The sequence below is a fragment of the Geomonas diazotrophica genome, from assembly GCF_019063885.1.
In the GTDB taxonomy this organism is placed as follows: domain Bacteria; phylum Desulfobacterota; class Desulfuromonadia; order Geobacterales; family Geobacteraceae; genus Geomonas; species Geomonas diazotrophica.
Genome location: NZ_CP077684.1, coordinates 3,828,547 through 3,846,653 on the forward strand (window position 1 = coordinate 3,828,547; position 18,107 = coordinate 3,846,653).

Annotated in this window: 21 protein-coding genes; 14 read left to right on the forward strand and 7 right to left on the reverse strand. The window is 64.0% G+C overall.

Annotated elements, in window-relative coordinates:
- Positions 1–6 precede the first annotated feature (6 nt).
- Complete coding sequence (hemW, locus tag KP003_RS16915; RefSeq protein ID WP_217299989.1) at positions 7–1,152, reverse strand: radical SAM family heme chaperone HemW; 1,146 nt, start codon at positions 1,150–1,152, stop codon at positions 7–9.
- Positions 1,153–1,519: 367 nt separating this feature from the next.
- Here hemW and KP003_RS16920 point away from each other — a divergent pair, with 367 nt between their 5' ends.
- From KP003_RS16920 to KP003_RS16955, 8 genes are all read left to right on the forward strand, one after another.
- Positions 1,520–2,299: a carbon-nitrogen family hydrolase gene (locus KP003_RS16920; RefSeq protein ID WP_216497617.1), complete on the forward strand. Its 780-nt coding sequence runs from the start codon at positions 1,520–1,522 to the stop codon at positions 2,297–2,299.
- 78 nt (positions 2,300–2,377) lie between these two features.
- On the forward strand, positions 2,378–3,052 hold the full coding sequence (tolQ, locus tag KP003_RS16925; protein WP_216497616.1) for a protein TolQ: 675 nt from the start codon (positions 2,378–2,380) through the stop codon (positions 3,050–3,052).
- Between the two features lie 3 nt (positions 3,053–3,055).
- Positions 3,056–3,475 carry a protein TolR gene (gene tolR, locus KP003_RS16930; RefSeq protein ID WP_216497615.1) on the forward strand — a complete coding sequence of 140 codons (420 nt, stop codon included), beginning with the start codon at positions 3,056–3,058 and terminating at the stop codon, positions 3,473–3,475.
- Positions 3,472–4,227, forward strand: a complete 756-nt coding sequence (locus KP003_RS16935) for an energy transducer TonB (RefSeq protein WP_216497614.1) — start codon at positions 3,472–3,474, stop codon at positions 4,225–4,227. Before tolR ends, KP003_RS16935 begins: the two co-directional genes overlap by 4 nt.
- A complete protein-coding gene (gene tolB, locus KP003_RS16940; RefSeq protein ID WP_216497613.1) occupies positions 4,228–5,448 on the forward strand; it encodes a Tol-Pal system beta propeller repeat protein TolB in 1,221 nt (406 codons plus the stop codon).
- Positions 5,449–5,563: 115 nt separating this feature from the next.
- On the forward strand, positions 5,564–6,154 hold the full coding sequence (pal, locus tag KP003_RS16945; protein ID WP_216497612.1) for a peptidoglycan-associated lipoprotein Pal: 591 nt from the start codon (positions 5,564–5,566) through the stop codon (positions 6,152–6,154).
- 71 nt (positions 6,155–6,225) lie between these two features.
- Positions 6,226–7,077 (forward strand): tol-pal system protein YbgF, encoded by an 852-nt coding sequence (ybgF, locus tag KP003_RS16950; protein ID WP_216497611.1) that lies wholly within the window; start codon positions 6,226–6,228, stop codon positions 7,075–7,077.
- A gap of 95 nt (positions 7,078–7,172) precedes the next feature.
- A complete protein-coding gene (locus tag KP003_RS16955; protein ID WP_199396022.1) occupies positions 7,173–7,361 on the forward strand; it encodes a hypothetical protein in 189 nt (62 codons plus the stop codon).
- Positions 7,362–7,429: 68 nt separating this feature from the next.
- Here the strand turns inward: KP003_RS16955 and KP003_RS16960 are convergent, their stop codons facing one another.
- Together KP003_RS16960 and tatB are read right to left on the reverse strand one after the other, a co-directional pair.
- Positions 7,430–7,849, reverse strand: a complete 420-nt coding sequence (locus tag KP003_RS16960) for a hypothetical protein (protein ID WP_216497610.1) — start codon at positions 7,847–7,849, stop codon at positions 7,430–7,432.
- A gap of 107 nt (positions 7,850–7,956) precedes the next feature.
- A complete protein-coding gene (gene tatB / locus KP003_RS16965; RefSeq protein WP_216497609.1) occupies positions 7,957–8,289 on the reverse strand; it encodes a Sec-independent protein translocase protein TatB in 333 nt (110 codons plus the stop codon).
- 198 nt (positions 8,290–8,487) lie between these two features.
- Between tatB and nadA the strand changes: the two genes are divergently transcribed.
- The 4 genes from nadA (at position 8,488) to KP003_RS16985 (ending at position 12,060) form a co-directional block, all read left to right on the forward strand.
- Positions 8,488–9,402: a quinolinate synthase NadA gene (nadA, locus tag KP003_RS16970; RefSeq protein WP_216497608.1), complete on the forward strand. Its 915-nt coding sequence runs from the start codon at positions 8,488–8,490 to the stop codon at positions 9,400–9,402.
- A gap of 181 nt (positions 9,403–9,583) precedes the next feature.
- Entirely contained in the window at positions 9,584–10,147 is a 564-nt protein-coding gene (locus KP003_RS16975) for a gamma carbonic anhydrase family protein (RefSeq protein ID WP_216497607.1), read from the forward strand.
- Between the two features lie 77 nt (positions 10,148–10,224).
- The gene (locus KP003_RS16980; protein ID WP_216497708.1) at positions 10,225–10,842 is read left to right on the forward strand and encodes an endonuclease III domain-containing protein; all 618 of its coding nucleotides are present in this window, start codon (positions 10,225–10,227) and stop codon (positions 10,840–10,842) included.
- Positions 10,843–10,854: 12 nt separating this feature from the next.
- Complete coding sequence (locus tag KP003_RS16985) at positions 10,855–12,060, forward strand: TraB/GumN family protein (RefSeq protein ID WP_216497606.1); 1,206 nt, start codon at positions 10,855–10,857, stop codon at positions 12,058–12,060.
- Here KP003_RS16985 and KP003_RS16990 read toward each other — a convergent pair.
- The 3 genes from KP003_RS16990 to rsmB form a co-directional block, all read right to left on the reverse strand.
- Positions 12,057–12,596 carry an NUDIX hydrolase gene (locus tag KP003_RS16990; protein ID WP_216497605.1) on the reverse strand — a complete coding sequence of 180 codons (540 nt, stop codon included), beginning with the start codon at positions 12,594–12,596 and terminating at the stop codon, positions 12,057–12,059. The two genes, KP003_RS16985 and KP003_RS16990, sit on opposite strands and share 4 nt — an antisense overlap.
- 89 nt (positions 12,597–12,685) lie before the next feature.
- Complete coding sequence (rpe, locus tag KP003_RS16995) at positions 12,686–13,351, reverse strand: ribulose-phosphate 3-epimerase (RefSeq protein WP_216497604.1); 666 nt, start codon at positions 13,349–13,351, stop codon at positions 12,686–12,688.
- A gap of 8 nt (positions 13,352–13,359) precedes the next feature.
- On the reverse strand, positions 13,360–14,709 hold the full coding sequence (rsmB, locus tag KP003_RS17000; RefSeq protein ID WP_216497603.1) for a 16S rRNA (cytosine(967)-C(5))-methyltransferase RsmB: 1,350 nt from the start codon (positions 14,707–14,709) through the stop codon (positions 13,360–13,362).
- A gap of 151 nt (positions 14,710–14,860) precedes the next feature.
- On the opposite strand from rsmB, the gene KP003_RS17005 reads away from it, so the two are divergent.
- Both KP003_RS17005 and cls read left to right on the forward strand, forming a co-directional pair.
- Positions 14,861–15,421 carry a thioredoxin fold domain-containing protein gene (locus tag KP003_RS17005; protein ID WP_216497602.1) on the forward strand — a complete coding sequence of 187 codons (561 nt, stop codon included), beginning with the start codon at positions 14,861–14,863 and terminating at the stop codon, positions 15,419–15,421.
- Between the two features lie 116 nt (positions 15,422–15,537).
- Positions 15,538–16,965, forward strand: a complete 1,428-nt coding sequence (cls, locus tag KP003_RS17010) for a cardiolipin synthase (protein WP_217299990.1) — start codon at positions 15,538–15,540, stop codon at positions 16,963–16,965.
- Here the strand turns inward: cls and KP003_RS17015 are convergent.
- Entirely contained in the window at positions 16,870–18,030 is a 1,161-nt protein-coding gene (locus KP003_RS17015; protein WP_217299991.1) for a GGDEF domain-containing protein, read from the reverse strand. The two genes, cls and KP003_RS17015, sit on opposite strands and share 96 nt — an antisense overlap.
- Between the last annotated feature and the right edge of the window lie 77 nt (positions 18,031–18,107).

Consider the following 18,107-nt stretch of genomic DNA (forward strand, 5'->3'; position numbering starts at 1 on the left):
GCGGTTTTACAGAAAGCGGGAGAAGATGCTGTTGGCGATGATTACCGAGCGGTCGGCGAGACGGATGCGCTCCCCGTCAGCGACCAGGAGCCCCGCCCGCAGCAGCTCGTCCACCTGCGCCAGCCGGCCGGCCAGCGCCTCTTCGCCGAAGGCGGCCTTGAGAGGGGAAAGTTCGAGCCCGGTCAGCACCCTAAGCCCCAGGAAGAAGCTCTCGGAGACGGCGTCCTCCAGGGAGAGCTCTACCGGCTCCCGCTCGGGGAGGAGGTGGGCGGTGATCGCAGCGCGGTAGTCGTCGAGGTCGGCGGCGTTGTTCCAGCGGCGCCCCAGGCCGTCGGGATTCCAGAAGGAATGCGCGCCGGAGCCGAATCCGAGGTAGCTTAACCGGCTCCAGTAGGACTGGTTGTGGCGGGAAAAGCGCCCGGGCCTGCCAAAGTTGGAGATCTCGTAATGGAGGTAGCCGGCGCCGGTGAGGAGCTCGGCGGTGGTCTCGAACATCCGGGCGGCCTCCTCCTCCCCCGGCAGGATCAGCTCTCCCCGGTCGTAGAGCCTTTCGAAGGGGGTGCCCTCCTCGACGGAGAGCGCGTAGGCGGAGACGTGCTCGGGGGCGAGCGCGATCCCCTGGCCGAGTGCGGCGCGCCAGTCGTCCAGGGATTGCCCGGGGAGGGAGTGCATCAGGTCGATGCTCACGTTGTCGAATCCCGCCCGGCGCGCCTGATCGAAGGCCGCGAGCGCCTGGGGCACGGTGTGCGCCCGCCCGAGCCTCTGCAGCAGGCGCTCCTCGAAGGACTGGATCCCCAGCGACAGGCGGTTCACCCCGGCGGCCCGGTAGCCGGAGAGCCGCTCCGGTGTCAGCGTACCCGGGTTCGCCTCCAGGGTCACCTCGGCGTCACCTTCGAGCCCGAAGCGGAGCGCCGCCTGCTCGATCAGTCGCCCCACCAGCACCGGCGCCATGAGCGACGGCGTACCGCCGCCGAAGTAGAGGGTGGGCGTCTGCACCGGCTCCGCCAGCGCCTCGTGGCGCAGCTCCATCTCGCGCAGCAACAGCTCCACGTACCCGGAAAGTTCGTCCCCCGACCAGGCGGTGGAGTTGAAGTCGCAGTACAGGCATTTTTTCAGGCAGAAGGGGAAGTGTATATATAGACCTGCTCTCATGGCTGCAGCGCTCCTTTACCCGCCAGCTAACGTTCTAGCAGATCCCGTCTCTTCTTGTCACGTAAAAGCGCCGCAACTGTACGAAGATGCTTGAAATTCCCCGGGATGAATATTACACTCCGAACTTCGTCAGCTTCCTTCCCTTCGCGGAGGGGTCAACCAGGGTGGCGCTAAGGGGAGATCGGACAGGGCGAATGATCATTCGCCCCTACGTGCAGATGGCCGTCCACCGCCGTAGGGGCAAATAAATATTTGCCCAGCCGTCGGCGCCTTGTCACTGACAATGGCAAAAAGGGACAAAGACGCAGCAGAGGGGGCGCATGATCAATCGCCCTAGAGCAGGCACCCAGTTCAATCAGGAGGGGACATGCAGAAGAGCATCAAGGCCGCCGCGCTGCAGTTCAACATAGCGCTGGGGGACATCGACAAGAACCTCGCGTACGTCACCGAGAAACTGCGCCGGCTCGCCGCAGATGGCGTGGAGCTCGCGGTACTGCCGGAGATGTGGAGCTGCGGCTTCGACTACCGTCAGTTGAACCAGCTGGCCCTGCAGACCCCGGCCCTCGTGGAGCGCATCCTGGCCCTTTCCGGAGAGTTCGCCATGACCGTCATCGGCAGCCTGCCGGAACCGCACGGCGAGAAGGTCTACAACACCGCCTACGTCGCCGACCGCGGCAAGCTCGCGGGAAGCTACCGAAAGATGCACCTCTTCGGCCTGATGCACGAGGACCGGCACCTCGACCGCGGCGATGCCGTCTGTCTGCTCGACACGAGCGTCGGCAAGATCGGGGTCATCATCTGCTACGACCTCCGCTTCCCCGAGCTTGCCCGCAGGCTCGCGGTGGACGGCGCCGAGATCATCGTGATCACCGGGGAATGGCCCAAGCCGCGCGAGGAGCATTGGCGCACCCTGATCCGTGCCCGCGCCATCGAAAACCAGCTCTTCGTGGTCGCCACCAACACCTGCGGGATGATCGGGAAGCTGGACTTCTTCGGCTCCTCCCTGATCGTCAACCCCAAGGGGGAACTCCTGGCCGAAGGGGGGTACGAAAACTGCGAACCGACCGCGCTCCTCGATCCCGCCGAGATCACCGCCTGGCGCCAGAGCATCAACTGCTTCCAGGACAGAAGGCCGGAGTGCTACTAAGACGTGTTTCCTGTTGACTTCCCCAAGGGTTCAGCATATTTTTCCAGTTTGATTTCCATCTAACCGCGGAGGTTGCACGTGGGCATGCTTGCTTCGACCGGCCTGGTCGTAAAACTGGTACTTTTACTGTTGCTCTATTTCTCGGTGGTCTCCTGGGGCATCATCTTCTACAAGCTGCTGCAGGTGTACCGCGCCAACGGCGCCTCCGAGCGCTTCCTCGAGTTCTTCTGGAAAGCCAAGCGCTTCGACGCCATCAACTCGCAACTGGACCGCTTCGAGCACTCCCCCCTCACGGTCCTGTTCCAGGAGGGGTACGGCGAGCTGCGGAAACTGCAGGAGAAGGTCGAGGAGAAGGCTGATCCCAACATCGTCAGCACCGACCTCGGCGGGGTCGACAACATCGCCCGCGCCCTGCGCCGTGCCACCACCATCGAAATCACCAGGCTGGAAAAATACCTCACCTTCCTGGCCACCACCGGCGCCACCGCACCGTTCGTCGGCCTCTTCGGCACCGTCTGGGGCATCATGACCGCCTTCGAGAAGATCGGCCAGAGCGGCTCCGCGTCCCTGGCGGTCGTCGCCCCGGGCATCGCCGAGGCGCTCATCGCCACCGCGATCGGCCTCGTCGCCGCCATCCCGGCCGTCATGGGGTACAACCACTTCCAGCACAAGATCAAGGTGCTCATCTCGGAGATGGACAGCTTCTCCACCGAATTCCTCAACATCGTACAGCGCAACTTCGCGGGGAGATAAACCATGGAGTTCGGCAACAGGGAAAACGGCGATCGCGGCACGATGTCGCAGATAAACGTCACACCTCTGGTCGACGTCATGCTGGTGCTCTTGATCATCTTCATGGTCACCGCGCCGATGATGCAGCAGGGGGTCCAGGTCAACCTCCCCAAGGCGGATACCAAGTCGCTGGCGCCCAAGGAGGACACCCTGGTGGTCTCCGTCGAGCAGTCCGGTAAAACCTTCATCAATTCCACCGAGGTCGCGGGCGACCAGTTGAAGGACAAGCTGAACACCATGCTGGCCGGCCGCGAGAAGCGCGAGGTGTTCCTCAAGGCTGACCAGGCGGTCCCCTACGGCGACGTGGTCCGGGTCATGGCCCAGATCAAGGGAGCCGGGGTGGAGCGCCTGGGCATGGTGACGGAGTCCCCGCAACGCCGATGAAGACCGCGTTAACGCGCAACTACCCGAAGCCGGGGGGGATGCTGGCGCTCTCCCTCGTCTGCCACCTGGTCGTGTTCCTGATCATCGCCAACTGGCACTTCCTCCCTGAGTTCCGTCGGGACGAATCTCCGGTCACCTACGTCGACATGGTGACGCTGCCGGTCGCTGCGCCGCAAAGCGGCATGCCGCAAGCCCCGGCGCCGGCCGAGGCCAAGGCACCCGCCGCGCCGGCCCCAGCCCCAGCGGCGCCCAAGCCGGCCATGGCCCTGCCGACCAAGCCCGCAGCGAAGACGCCGCCCGTCAAATCCCAGGCCAAAACCGAACAGCAGCAGAAAGAGGCCGAGGACCGGGCCTTCAACGAACGGATGGCCAAGCTGCAGCAAAAGGCTGAAGAGCGGCGCCAGGCCGCTGCGATCGACGCCCTCAGGAAGAAAGGGAGCGCCCGCACCGGGATGCCCGGGGCGACCGGGAACCAGGCGGGGAGCGACTATTCCTCGTACCTGCAGTCCCGGCTCAGGGACGCCCTCAAGCAGGTCATCGCCACGCAGACCAAGGCGCCGCAGGTGATCGCCACCATCACGGTCGCTCCCGACGGCAGCATCGACTACCGCGTCGAAAAGGGGTCGGGGGATCCCTTCTTCGACGAGGCCGTACAACGGGCAGTGGCGTTGGCAGGCAAGACACTGGTGCCCCCGCCCAACCGCTCGCAGTACAAACGCGTGTTCCGCTTCATGCCTGAAGGGGTGAAATAGATGATAAGAATCCTTCTGCTACTGTCGTTACTGCTTCTGGGCCCGCAGGGTTTCGCGGCGGAGAGTTACCTCGACGTCACCGCCCCGACCTCCGGGAAGATGAAGCTGGCCATTGCACCCACGACCGCGCTCTCCGGCTCCATTCCCGCCGACGTGGCGCGCGAGCTCCCCGAGCTCTTCGGGTTCGACCTCGGTATCGCTGGCCCCTTCGAGATCGCCCCGAACGAGGTCGGCAGCGCGCTGCTTCTGAAAAGCGCCTACGGCGTCCAAGGCGACACGGCCATCATCGAGTGCCGCCTGGTGGACCAGGTGCTGAACCGGGAGGTGGTCGCCAAGCGCTACAGCGGCCGGCTGAAGGACCTGCGCCGCATGGGGCACGCCTTCTCCGACGAGGTGCTGCGCGTGCTGACCGGCGCGAAGGGCCCCTTCACCGGGAAGATCGCCTACGTCTCCAAGGCCTCCGGCAACAAGGAGATCTTCATCATGGATTACGACGGGCATAACCCGCAGCGGCTCACCAACAACGGCTCGATCAACCTCTACCCCGACTTCGCCCCTTCGGGCAAGGAGCTCATCTACACCTCCTACAAGAAGGGGAACCCCGACCTGTACCGGCGTGAGCTCTTCACCGGGCAGGAGGCGCGCGTATCGTCCCGAAGCGGCCTGAACGCCATGGGGGTTTTCTCCCCCGACGGAAACAAGATCGCCCTGGTCCTCTCCAAGGACGGCAACTCCGAGATCTACCAGATGAGCCGGAACGGCAAGGACCTGGCGCGCCTCACCAACAACCACGCCATCGACGTTTCCCCCGCCTGGTCTCCCGACGGCTCCCGGATCGCCTTCGTCTCCGACCGGCTGGGCAAGCCGCAGCTCTTCGTGATGGACGCCAACGGCGGGAACCTCAGGCGTCTCACCAGCAACGGGGCCTACAACGTCACCCCGCGCTGGTCGCCCAAAGGGGACCGCATCGTCTACGCGCGCAAGGAAGGGGGCTTCCAGATCTACGCCATCAACCCAGACGGTTCCGGGGACACCCAGTTGACCAGCGCGGGGAGCAACGAGCATCCGCGCTACTCCCCAGACGGGCGCTTCATCGTCTTCAGCTCGACCCGGGACGGCGGCGAGGGGCTGTACCTGATGCGCGCCGACGGCAGCGGACAGACCAGGATATCCCCGGACCGGGCGCTGAACACCCACCCGACCTGGTCGGTGAACTGGTGACGGCGAGGCATTGCCGTTGCCTAACCTGGAAAAGGTGGGTATACTTCCATTCGTTTTTTCAAGGGACATCGGTAAGCCACGATATCCATATTCCATAGATCAAAAGGAGTGGGGAATGCGCAAGAGAATCGCCGGATGCCTCGTTGTTCTAAGTTTGGGAGCGCTGGTAGCGGGAGGGTGCGCCAAAAAGGACCTGGTGAAGGAAGAACCGCCTCCCCCGGTCACGGCCCCCGCCCCCGAAGCAGCCAAGCCGGCCCAGGAAGCCAGACCCGAAGCGCCCAAGGCGCCGGTCACCGAGCAGACCCCGGTGCGCGAGCCGGTGGTGGCGCAGGAGCCGGCCCGCGAGACGCCCAAGGCGTCGGGCGACCTGCAGGGCCTGTTGCAGAAGATCTACTTCAACTTCGATTCTTCCGACCTTTCCGAGGACTCGCGCAACCTCCTCACCAGGAACGCGGAGTACCTGAGCAAGCAGCCGTCGGTCAAGATCCGCATCGAGGGGAACTGCGACGAGCGCGGCTCGGACGACTACAACATGGCGCTGGGTGAGAGAAGGGCCAAGGCAGCCAAGGACTACCTGGTGAACCTGGGCATCTCCTCCGAGCGGATCAGCACCATCAGCTACGGCGAAGAGAAGCCGGTCGACGCCGGGCACGACGAGGCGGCCTGGGCCAAGAACAGAAGGGACGAATTCGTCGTCGTGAAGTGAGGTTTGCCACGCAGCCCAAAGGAGCCTACGGGCTCCTTTTTTTATCGACCGGCCTTAAAGGAGGTTTTGTCATGTGGTTTACGAGGGGGGCGCTGGGAGCGCTGGTTCTGCTGACCTTTTTCGGCTGTGCCAGCCAGAGCGATCTGGAGTCTGTGCGCCGCGACAACGATGAGATCAAGAACCGTCTCTTCACGCTCGACCGGGGACTGAACGAGGTCCGCGGCGAGGTGAAGGAAGGGGTGGAGAAGTCCCTGGCCGGGTACCGGCAGAGCCTGGAGGCGCTGCAGGCGGACATGGCGGGGTACCAAAAGGAGATGGCCTCCATCCGCAAGGGTGGGGCGGACCTGCAGGCGACCCTGGAGAGCGCCAGGGTGGACATGCAGCTTCTGACCGGCAAGGTCGACGACGTGCGGATCCTGGCGCAGAAACCGGCCGACGACATCGCCCTTTTGAAGGAAGACCTGAACAAGAGGCTGGCCGCGCTCGAGGCGCGCATGACCAAGCTGGAGAAGGGGATCGAGGAGCAGCAGGCGAAGGCGGCAGCGGCGCTCAAGTCCCCCGAGCAGCTCTACCAGCAGGGGCAGGATGCCCTGAAGGCCGGACAGGGGGCGAAGGCCCGCGAGTTCTTCGCCAGCTTCCTCGTGCAGTACCCCAAACACAGCCTGGCCGCCAACGCCCAGTACTGGATCGGCGAGAGCTACTACCAGGAGAAGAACTACGAGCAGGCGGTGCTGGAGTTCCAGGAGGTCATCAAGAACTACCCGGACAAGGAGAAGGCACCGGCCGCCATGCTGAAGCAGGGGATGGCCTTCAGGGAGCTGGGGGACAGCAAGAGCGCCGCCTACATCCTGAAGAAGCTGGTGGATGAGCACCCGAAATCGGAAGAGGCGAAGATCGCCAGAGACAAGTTCAAGATCAAGTAGCGAAAGCTAAGCACGGATTACCGAAAGGCCCTCCTGCCAAAGCGGGAGGGCCTTCCCGTTTGCGGCTGCGGCCGCCACGGAAAAAGGAGAGCACCATGTTCCTCGCCAGAGACAAGAACAACGACCTGTACCTTTTCGATAAGCTCCCGGTGAAGGGGAACGAATGCTGGTGGGCGGAAACGGGGGTGGACGGCACCTACCTCAAGCTGGACAAGTCCCTCTACCCGGAGATCACCTGGGAGAGCGAGCCGGTCCCGGCCGAGCTGGTGCTGGCTCAGAAATAGAGACATGGGCAGAAATCGGGGTTGACGTTGTCAGGGTGTAGGGCGAAGAATCATTCGCCCGCCTTTACCTACATGGGGCGGAAGTCGGGCTTGATGTTTTCCGGGGTGTAGTTCTGCGCCACGGCCCACCCCTTCCCCGGCACCAGTCTCGGTTCCAGGCGGCAAGCGATGTAGCCGATCAGGTTGGCGGGCTCGGGGAGGTCGGATGCGATGGTGACCACCCGGAAGCCGATGAACTCCCCCTCTTCCGGGTATCCTGGCGCACCCTTCAGGGTGCAGCTCCAAAGCTGCAACGGCCGCTCGGGGGCGGCCAGGCTGACCAGGAAGGTGCGCTCGCCGTCCCGGTTCAAGCCGCCCGACTCCTCGACCAGTGCCGGAACCAGGCCGCCGATGAGCGGCGTGTAGCCGATGGAGCAGGCGTGTGCGAAGGCGGCGGCGCTATCCGGGAACTGCAGCGCCTCTTTCTTCTTCCTGAACCAGTTGAACATGGCGTCACCTGTGCCCGCCCAAGGCGGGTGCTGGAGCATTCCGGCTTCGGGGTAAGAAAAAAGGCGGGTCACCCCGCCTTTTTCGCGTCCGGATGTCTGTGAGGCCCCTAGGCCTTCTTCTCCGCTTCCGCGGTGGCCGCGGCAGCCGGTGCCGGTTCGGCGGCAGCGGTCCCCTCGACCTTGGCCTTGAGCTCCTCGGCCTCGCGCACCTTCTCCTCCTCGGCCTTCTTCTTGGCCTCGGCCAGCTTGGCCAGGTGCTCCTTCTCCTCTTCGGTCCTGCTATCGGCCTCGATGGTCTGCTTGAAGTCATCGGTGGCTTTCTTGAACTCGGCCAACCCCTTCCCCAGCGACTTCGCCAGGTCCGGCAGCTTCTGCGGGCCGATGACGATGAGTGCTATGACCAAAATGATGACCAGTTCAGGCATCCCGATTCCGAACATACTATTTACCTCGCTTGGTATGCGTCAAACGCGCGTTTGTCATACAAAAAGTCCAAAAAATAATAGAGGTTTTACCGACGGGTGTCAAGCTTGCAAAGGTAGGACCTTAATTGGTTTGACATGATCCCGAACATTGTCTAAGATCGGTCCTGTTTACCATATATTTCAAATGAGAAAGACAGTTTGGTGGTGACAAACATGACGCAGGCATCTTTAAAGTCCGATATTAAATCGCTGCTCAAAGAACGCAAAGCCGTGCTCCTGGCGCACAACTACATGCGCGACGAAGTGCAGGAGATCGCTGACATAACGGGAGACTCGCTGGCCCTTTCCATGGAGGCCGCCAAGACTGACGCCGAGGTGATCGTCTTCTGCGGCGTGCATTTCATGGCCGAATCGGCCTCGATACTGGCACCGGAAAAGACCGTACTCCTCCCGCGCCTGGACGCGGGTTGCCCCATGGCCGACATGGTGTCGGCCGAGGAGCTGAAGAAACTGAAGGCCACGCTCCCCGGCGTGCCGGTGGTGACCTACGTGAATTCCTCCGCCGCGGTCAAGGCCGAGAGCGACATCTGCTGCACCTCCGCCAATGCCCTCAAGGTGGTCCAGTCCATGAGCGAAAAGGAGATCATCTTCGCCCCGGACAAGAACCTGGGGAGCTACGTGGCCCGCTTCACCGACAAGAAATTCCACCTCTGGGAAGGGTACTGCCCCACCCACGAGAGGCTTCGCCCCGAGGTGGTCAAGGAGCTGAAGGCGCAGAACCCCGGCGCGCCCTTCGTCTGTCACCCGGAGTGCAACCCGGCCGTCGTGGCGCTCGCCGACCACGTCTGCTCGACCACCGGCATGTACGACTACTGCAAGAAAAGCAGCGCCAAGCGCTTCATCATCGGCACCGAGGCCGGCATCCTGTGGCGGCTCAAGCGCGAGAACCCGGAGAAGGAGTTCATCCTCGCCTCGCCGGCTCTCATCTGTCCCAACATGAAGCTCACCTCGCTCGAAGACGTGCACGAGGCGCTGGTCAGCATGACCCCCGTGGTCAAGGTCCCGGAAGAGGTCCGCATCCCCGCCAAGCGCGCCCTGGACCGCATGCTGGCCATCCCGCGGGACTAACTTGCCCCCCTCGCCCGATGCTTCCCTCGCCCTCCGGGAGAGGGTTGGGGGTGAGGGCGACGCCCGGCCTCCAAGACGAAAACAGGAAACAGATCCCCTCACCCCGCCCCTCTCCAGAGGGAGAGGGAAAGTAGACGAAACACTCCCCCCGAGGGAAAGGGAGTGCACAGAGGAGAAGGATATGATCCGCCCTTTCAAAGGGATGCAGCCGAAGATAGACCCGTCCGCCTTCATCGCGGAGGGGGCCGTCGTTATCGGCGACGTCACTATCGGCAAGGAAGCGAGCATCTGGTACAACTGCGTGGTGCGCGGTGACGTGAACTCGATCAGCATCGGGGACCGCACCAACATCCAGGACCTCTCCATGCTGCACGTGACCCACAAAAAACACGCCGAGGACCCGGGCGCGCCGCTGGTCATCGGCAACGACGTCACCGTTGGGCACAGCGTCACCCTGCACGGCTGCACCATCGAGGATGGCGCCTTCATCGGCATGCAGGCCATGATCATGGACAAGGCGGTGGTCGGCAAGGGGGCCCTGGTCGGCGCCCGCGCCCTGGTCACCGAAGGGACCGTGATCCCCCCCGGCACCCTCTGGGTCGGGGCACCCGCGAAGTACAAGCGGGACCTCACCGAGAATGAGATCGCCTGGCTGGGACGCTCTGCCGGGAACTACGTCAGGTACTCCAGGGAATACCTGGAAGATGACGCAACCGAGGCGCAGGACCTCAGCAGCGCCCCCTAACGGCAGGCAGCAGCACCAGAGATACCACCGTGGCAGCGAGCGAAACACAGACCCGCCTTCTGTACATTTACGACGCGATGTACCGGCGCTACGGGGCCCTCAACTGGTGGCCCGCGGACACCCCCTTCGAGGTCTGCGTCGGTGCCATCCTCACCCAGAACACCAACTGGCTCAACGTAGAAAAGGCGATAGCGAACTTGAAACGGGAGGGGCTCCTCTCGGCGGAGGCGATCCGGGAGGTACACCGGGAGCGGCTCGCCGAGCTGGTTCGCCCCTCCGGCTTTTTCAACGTGAAGAGCGTGCGGCTGAAAGGGTTCGTGCAGTGGCTTTTCGAGCGGCACGGGAGCCTGGAGGCGATGTTCGCCGGTGACTGGCGGCAACTGCGCGACGAGCTGATCGGGGTACCCGGCATCGGCCCGGAGACCTGCGACTCCATCCTCCTCTACGCCGGAGGAAAGCCGTCCTTCGTCGTCGACGCCTACACCCGCCGCCTCTTTTCCAGGCTGGGAATCGTCAGCGACAGGGATGACTACCACCGGGTGCGCTCGCTCTTCATGGAGCACCTGCCCCACGAGGTCCCCCTGTTCAACGAGTACCACGCGCTGATCGTGGAACAGTGCAAGCGCCACTGCCGCAAGAAACCTTGCTGCGACGGCTGCCCGCTGGGACGGGCCTGCTGCCACGCCACACCATAACCCCGGGAAACCATGAGAAACTTCGCCAACCTCTTTCTGATCCTGTTCTTCGCCGACGGTTTCCTCTCGGTACTGGACGAGCTCTCCGCGCTGGTCGCCCCGGTGGCACCGCTCACCATGTTCAGGATGCAGGTCGCCAACTCGGTCCTGCTTCTCGCTATCCCCCTCTACTTCTCACTGGGGATCGACCGGCGCCTCCCCAAGAAGCTCTTTCTTCCGCTGATCGCGTTCCTGTTCGGCTGCCCGCTGGCCGCCTGGCTCTTCCCGGCGCTGGGAGACTCCAAGTTCTTCGCCATCGCCATGGCGGCGCTGCAGCTTGGCGTCCCGCCGCTTTTGATCTCGCGCTACCGCGACGGCAAGGCCCCGGGGCTTACGCTCCCCCCCTGGCGCTTCGAGGGCCCTTTCTTCGAGGCGAAGAACACGCTGGCCTTCACGGCCGTCAACCTGGTCCTTCTCCCCGTGCTGCTGGCGACGTTCACCCTGTTCCTCGCGGACGCCTGGGCGCTCAACAACACGGCGGGCTTCATCAGGGTGTCGCCGCGCGGGCTCTACCTGACCGAGCGGGTGTACCGCCGCGGCAGCAAGACGCTGCGGCTCACCGGAATGGTGCATGTCGGGGAAAAAGGGTACTACGAGGACGTGGCGCGGGTTGCGATGAAGGGGCGGACCGTGGTGCTGGCGGAAGGGGTGACCGACAGGAAACAGGTGCTGCGGAACCACTTCGATTACCGGGAGGTGGCGAGTTTTCTCGGGCTCGCCTCGCAGGAGAAGCTCCTCTTTGACGGAAACGTGATCGACGAGAAATCGCTGGATGCGCCCAAACGGGCGGCAAACCAGCCGGACGTGCTGGTCGCGGACACCGACCTGAGCACGTTCCGCCCCGAGACCCTGCTCTTTTTGGACCATGTCGGGAAAGAGCTGCGCAGGGCCCCCTCCATGGTCGACGCGGCCGCCAACCTGAACCGCTGGGCCGAGAAAAACGTCACCCCGGAGATGTACGCGGTGATCATGGACGACATCCTGACCCGCCGCAACCAGGTGCTGCTCGGCTACCTGGACCGGGTGCTGGAGCGCTACGATAGCGTCGTGGTGCCCTGGGGGGCGCTGCACATGAAAGGGATCGAGGAGGGGGTGCTCAAGCGGGGCTTCGTGCTGGATAAGGAGCGCACGCGCCTCGCCATCGACCTGAAGAGGATCCTGCTCGCCAAAGCCCGCTAGAACTGCTCCGACTCCTCACCCGCCTGCTCCACTCCCCACAACACGTCCAGGAAGTTCTTCAGTATGCGCGCGGTAAGCCCCCATATCTCGTCGTCGCCGTAGAGGTAGAAGTACATCGGGTAGTTCTTGAACCCCTTGTGGTCCCAGTATTCAACGCGGTAGACCCCGGACTTGGAGAAGTGCGCCAGCGGCACCTCGATGAGCCGCTCGATCTCCGCGTCGTTGACGGTGAGGGGGTAGTTTTCCGGGAAGATGCCGACCACGGGGGTGACCAGGTAGTTGTGGATGGAGTGGCAATCATCCAGTTCCCCGAGGATCTCGACATCGGCGGGGTCGATGCCGACCTCCTCCCAGGCCTCGCGGGTGGCGGTGTCGGCGCTGTCCCGGTCGCTTGGCTCGCAGCGTCCCCCCGGGAAGGAGATCTCGCCGCTGTGGTGGGTGAGGTGGGTGGTCCTCTTGGTGAAGAGGATGTGGTATTCCCCGTCCTTCAGGAACAGGGGGAGCAGGACGGCGGCGGGAACGGGTCCCGCCTCCATGGCGGCGCGCCGGCGTGCGGCAAGGGAGGCCTTCAGCCTTTCCCTGATCGCGGCCGGCGACCCCGGCCGTTCCTGCCCGTTCTCCGCTATCAGAGCACCGGCTCCTTGGCCCGCCTCTTCAGTTCGGAGATGGTGGCCGCGTAGTCCGGCGAGTTGAAGACGGCGCTGCCGGCCACGAAGACGTCGGCGCCGGCGTGTGCGATGCGGGCGATGTTGTCGGTCTTGACCCCGCCGTCCACCTCGAGCTCCGCCTCGATCCCCCTGCGGTCCATGGTGGCGCGCAGCGCCTGGATCTTCGGTATGCAGGCCTCGATGAAGGACTGGCCGCCGAAGCCGGGGTTCACCGTCATCAGGAGAATCAGGTCCAGCTCCTCCATGACGTAGTCGAGCACGTTCAGCGGGGTCGCGGGGTTGAGCGAGACCCCCGCCTTCTTGCCGAAGGACTTGATCAGCTGGATGGTGCGGTGCAGGTGGTTGGTCGCCTCCGCATGCACCACGATGATGTCGCTCCCCGCCTTGGCGAAATCGGGGATGTAGCGGTCCGGTTCGACGATCATCAGGTGCACGTCGAGCGGCAGCGTGGTCACCCGGCGCGCGGCCTCGACGATGAGCGGGCCGATGGTGATGTTGGGGACGAACTGGCCGTCCATCACGTCGATGTGGACGTAGTCGGCGCCTGCCGTCTCGATGGCCTTGATCTCCTCGCCCAGACGTGCGAAATCGGCGGAAAGTATGGATGGTGCGATCTTTTTCATAGGTTCTCCTACCTCGTTTTCTTGAGACGGGCGGCGAAGAAGCCGTCCATGCCGTCGCGGTGCGGCCAGCTCCTGAAGAAGCCGCGCTCGGTGAACAGCGGCGCGAACTCGGGGAAGAGCGTGCGCAGGTCCTCGGCGACGAACTCGGGGTGCTCGCGCAGGAAGGTATCGATCACGTACTCGTTCTCCTGGACGCTGGTGGAACAGGTGGCGTAGACGAGCGTCCCTTCCTTCTCCAGGTACTTGCAGAGGTTCTCCAGGATGGTGATCTGGGTGCGGGCCTGCGGCAGCAGGTCTTCCGGGGACTTGCTCCATTTCCCTTCGGGGTTGCGCCGGATCACCCCCAGCCCCGAGCAGGGGGCGTCCACCAGGATCCTCTGGAAGGTGACCTCCTTGATCGCGGGGGACGGCGCGGTGGCGTCCATGGTGAAGGTGCGCACCGACGTGATCCCCAGCCGGTCGCAGGTCTCCTTGATCAGCCTGAGCTTCTTGTGGTTGACGTCGCAGGCGTAGATCTCGCCGGTGTCCGCCATGAGCTGGGCGATCTGAGTGGTCTTGCCGCCGGGGGCCGCGCAGGCGTCCAGCACCCGGTCACCCTTTTCCGGCGCCAGGAACAGCGGCGCCAGTTGCGAGGACTCGTCCTGGACGGTGAAAAGCCCGTCCCGGAAGGAGGGTAGCCGCGAGATCAGCCCGGACTGGTTCAGCCTGATGCCGTCGGGCGACCATCGGGTCTCGCTGCAGTTGATCCCCTCCTCGGCCAGGCGGGCCATGAGCGCCTCGCGGGAGACGCGCAGGGTGTTGGTCCTGATGGTGAAGGGGGGGGGCTCCGACATGGCGGCGGCGAGTTCCTCGGCACCGTCCACGCCCAACTGGTCGCACCACTGCCCGGTGAGCCAGGCGGGATGGGAGTAGCGGACCGCCAGGTAGCCCACCGGGTTCTCGGCGCGGTCCGGATAGCGGATGTTGTCGCGGTTTCTGTCCGCGTTCCTCAGGATGGCGTTGATGAAACCCGAGGCCCGAGGCGCGAGTTCCTTGGCGAGCTTCACGGTCTCGTTCACCGCGGCCGACACCGGGACGCGGTCCAGGAAGAAGCTCTGGTACAGCCCCAGGCGCAAAAGCAGCAGCACGTAGAGCTCGAGCTTGTCGGTTCTTTGCTTGGAGAACTGCCCGATGATGTGATCCAGGGTTCCCTGCCGGCGCAGCACGCCGTACACCAGTTCGGTGAGAAGGCCGCGGTCGGCCCCCTTGATCATGTCCTTGGACAGTTCGTGGTCAATCAGGATGTCTGCGAAGGACTTCTCTTTTTCGATCCGAAGCAGTATATCGAAAGCGGCGCGGCGCGGGTTTTTGCTGGACAAAGTACTTCCTTTCAGGCGTGAGTGTCTGGGCGAGGCCGGATTCATTATATGCATTTCGCCCAAAACTGCAAGCGGTTAGGGGACTTGACACCGGAAATACAGGGGCTACCCTTTAGCGTGGGTTTAATGATAACCGGGAGGAGGGTTTACCATGATACCTTGGGAAACGGACATGGGCAAAGCGCTGGCTCGGGCCAAAGCAGAACAGAAGACCGTTCTGCTGGAATTCTTCAGCCCGCAATGTATCGGCTGCAAGCAGATGGAAGAGGTCACCTTCGCCGATGACGCGGTCGTGAACTTCATCGCGGACCACGTGGTCCCGGTCAGGATCCCGGTCTCCTCCAACACCCAGACCGGCGACTTCCGCATCTCCTGGACCCCGACGCTGATCACGCTCGACCTCTACGGGCGTGAACACCAGCGCACCGTGGGCTTTCTTCCCCCCGACGAGATGATCGGATCGGTGCTCTTGGGGATGGGGAAGGCGTGCTTGGACGACGGGCAGTTCAACGAGGCGGTGATCCAGTTCAGCACTCTCTTGAACGGCTGCCCCAAATGCGCGGCGGCACCGGAGGCGGTGTACCTGCGCGGCGTGGCGCGCTTCAGTTCGAGCCACGACCCCGCGGCGCTGAAGGAGATCTACCAGCAGCTCTCCAAAGAGTACCCGGACAGCGACTGGACCAAGAGGGCCAAGCCCTTCACGCTGCTTTGATCCCTGCATGCCGCAGCAGTTGCCAGATTCCACCGGGGGCGGCAGCCATGCCGCCCTCTTTTTGCATGATATGACGGCTTTGCGCCGGATGCTTTGCTGACGACAGGCTCATCCTTATGGCACACGTGCTGGACCACATCTTCACCACACTCCTTTTGGTCTCCTTGGTCTCGCTGGCCGTCCTCTCCGCCGGGCACGCGCTGATCAACAAGCGCGACCCCCGCTCGGCCCTGGGGTGGATCCTCACCTGCCTCGCCATCCCGTTCTTCGGCCCCATCTTCTACTGGGGCATGGGGGTGAACCGGATCTACAGCCGCGCCAAGCGCTGGCACATGGAAGCCGGCCCGGCCCCGATCCTCCCCCAGGCGGCGGACCGCCCCCCCACCAGGCTTCCCGGAGAACTGGCCTACCTCAGGGAATTGCGCAACCTTTCCGAGCGCGTGGTGAGCACGAGGCTGCTGCCGGGAAACCACCTGGTGCCGCTGGAAAACGGCGAGGAGGCGTATCCCGCCATGCTCGCCGCCATCGACGCGGCACAATCCTCGGTGCATCTTTCCACCTACATCTTCGACGGAGACGAGACCGGGAAGCGCTTCATCAGGTCCCTGACGCGCGCGGCGAACCGCGGGGTGGAGGTGCGGGTCATCGTGGACAGCCTGGGGGAGAAATACTCGGTTCCCACAGCATGGGAGCTCTTGAAGGGGTCAAAGGTGGAGTTCATGAGATTCCTCCCCCTGAGACCTGGGGGATACCTGAACCTGCGCAACCACCGCAAGATCATGGTGGTCGACGGCAGGACCGGCTTTACCGGCGGGATGAACATCGGCGGCAGGCACATGGTTGCCGGTCCCCCCCCCGTGGTGAAGGACCTGCATTTCCAGGTTACCGGTCCCGTGGTGGCCGACCTGCAGCGCACCTTCCTTGAGGACTGGCACTTCGCCAAGGGAAAACAGCTGACCGACGCGCGCTACTTCCCGGAGATCGCGGAAACGGGGACGGCCCTGGTGCGGGCAGTGAGCGACGGACCGGACAAGGACTTCAGGAAGCTGAACTGGATCATCCTGGGAGCGCTCTCCTGCGCCAGGCGCACGGTCACCATCGTGACCCCCTACTTCATACCGGACCGCCCGCTGATCTCGGCCCTGATCACCGCGGCCCTGCGCGGCGTCGAGATCACCCTGGTGCTCCCCGAGCTCAACAACCTCCCCTTCCTGCAGTGGGCCAGCAACTCGTACCTGTGGGAGCTCCTGCAGCAGGGGGTGCGCATCTACGCCCAGCCCGCCCCCTTCGCGCACACCAAGTTCATGGTGGTGGACCGGAGCTGGAGCCTGATCGGCAGCGCCAACCTCGACCCCAGAAGCCTCAGGCTCAACTTCGAGTTCAACCTCGAGGTGTACGACCTTGACTTCGCCGCCCGGCTCGAGGACCACTGCCATGCCACCCTCGCGCTATCGCGGGAGCTCACGCTTGCCGAGATGGACGCCCGTTCGCTCCCCGTCAAGCTGCGGGACGCGGCCGCGAAGCTTTTCTCCCCCTACCTGTAGTTTCTCCCGTTCCGCCCCCTGATCCCGCTCCGACTCCGCCAGTGACACCCGGTTCTTCCCTAGCCGCTTGCTGCGGTACATGGCCAGGTCCGCCTGCTTCACCACGCTCTTTAGGTCGTCCCCGTCCCAGGGGAAGGAGGCGATGCCGGCCGACAAGGTGCATTCGATCAGGTCGCCGTCGTAGCTGAAGGGGCAGGAACTCATGGCGCGGACGATCCGTTCCACCGCAGGGCGGATCTGCTCCTTGTCGTGGTCGGTGTACATGATGATGAACTCGTCCCCGCCAAAGCGTGCCGCGATGTCGCTCTCCCGGATGTTCGACCTGATCACCCGGGCGGTCCACTTGATCAGTTCCGTCCCCGCCAGGTGGCCGTAGCGGTCGTTGATCTGCTTCAGGTTGTCGGCGTCCAGCATGCAGATGGCGAAGGGGGCCTGGTACCGGCGCGCGACCTTCTCCTGCTGCAGGGCGAGGGCCTCGAAACTGCGCATGTTGTTGAGCTCGGTGAGGTCGTCGGTGAGCGAGAGGCGCTCCACCTCGGCGCGGGCGGCCTCGGTCTCTCCGGCAAGGATGGCACCCACATGGGCGATCAGGATGAAGGGGAAGACATGGATCAGGTAACCGGGTATCTGGCTCCAAAGCGGGGGGGACTCGCCCGTGGCGAGCAACGAATAGGAGGCGACGGCGAGCCCCGCCATGAGGTAGGTGATGCGCCTCCCCAGCGTGAGCGAGGTGGCCATCAGGACCAGGTAGATGGCCGACACGAACGGGCTGTCGGTCCTGCCGGTGAACCAGCAGACGGCGACCAGGTAGATCAAAAGGAGCACCAGTTCCAAAGACGCCTTGAGCTGGCCGTCGGGCAGCAGCAGCCGTGTGGGCAGGAGGAAGCCCCCAAGGGCCAAGGAGGCGAGCACGACGTACATCCCCCAGGGGGATTGCAGGGGAACCAGGTAGACGTCGAGCAGCACCAGCCCGACCAGGAGCGAGGCGATCACGCCCAGCACCCGGTTGTGGCCGGTGTACCTCTCCCCGACCTTAGCGGTTACCCATCCCTTTGCCTCTATCATCCCGGCCGCCTCGTTGCGTACTGGCGGAATGCCCGCCCATTGTGCTTATCGGCGGTGCTCCCGGAAAGTTAACCGGA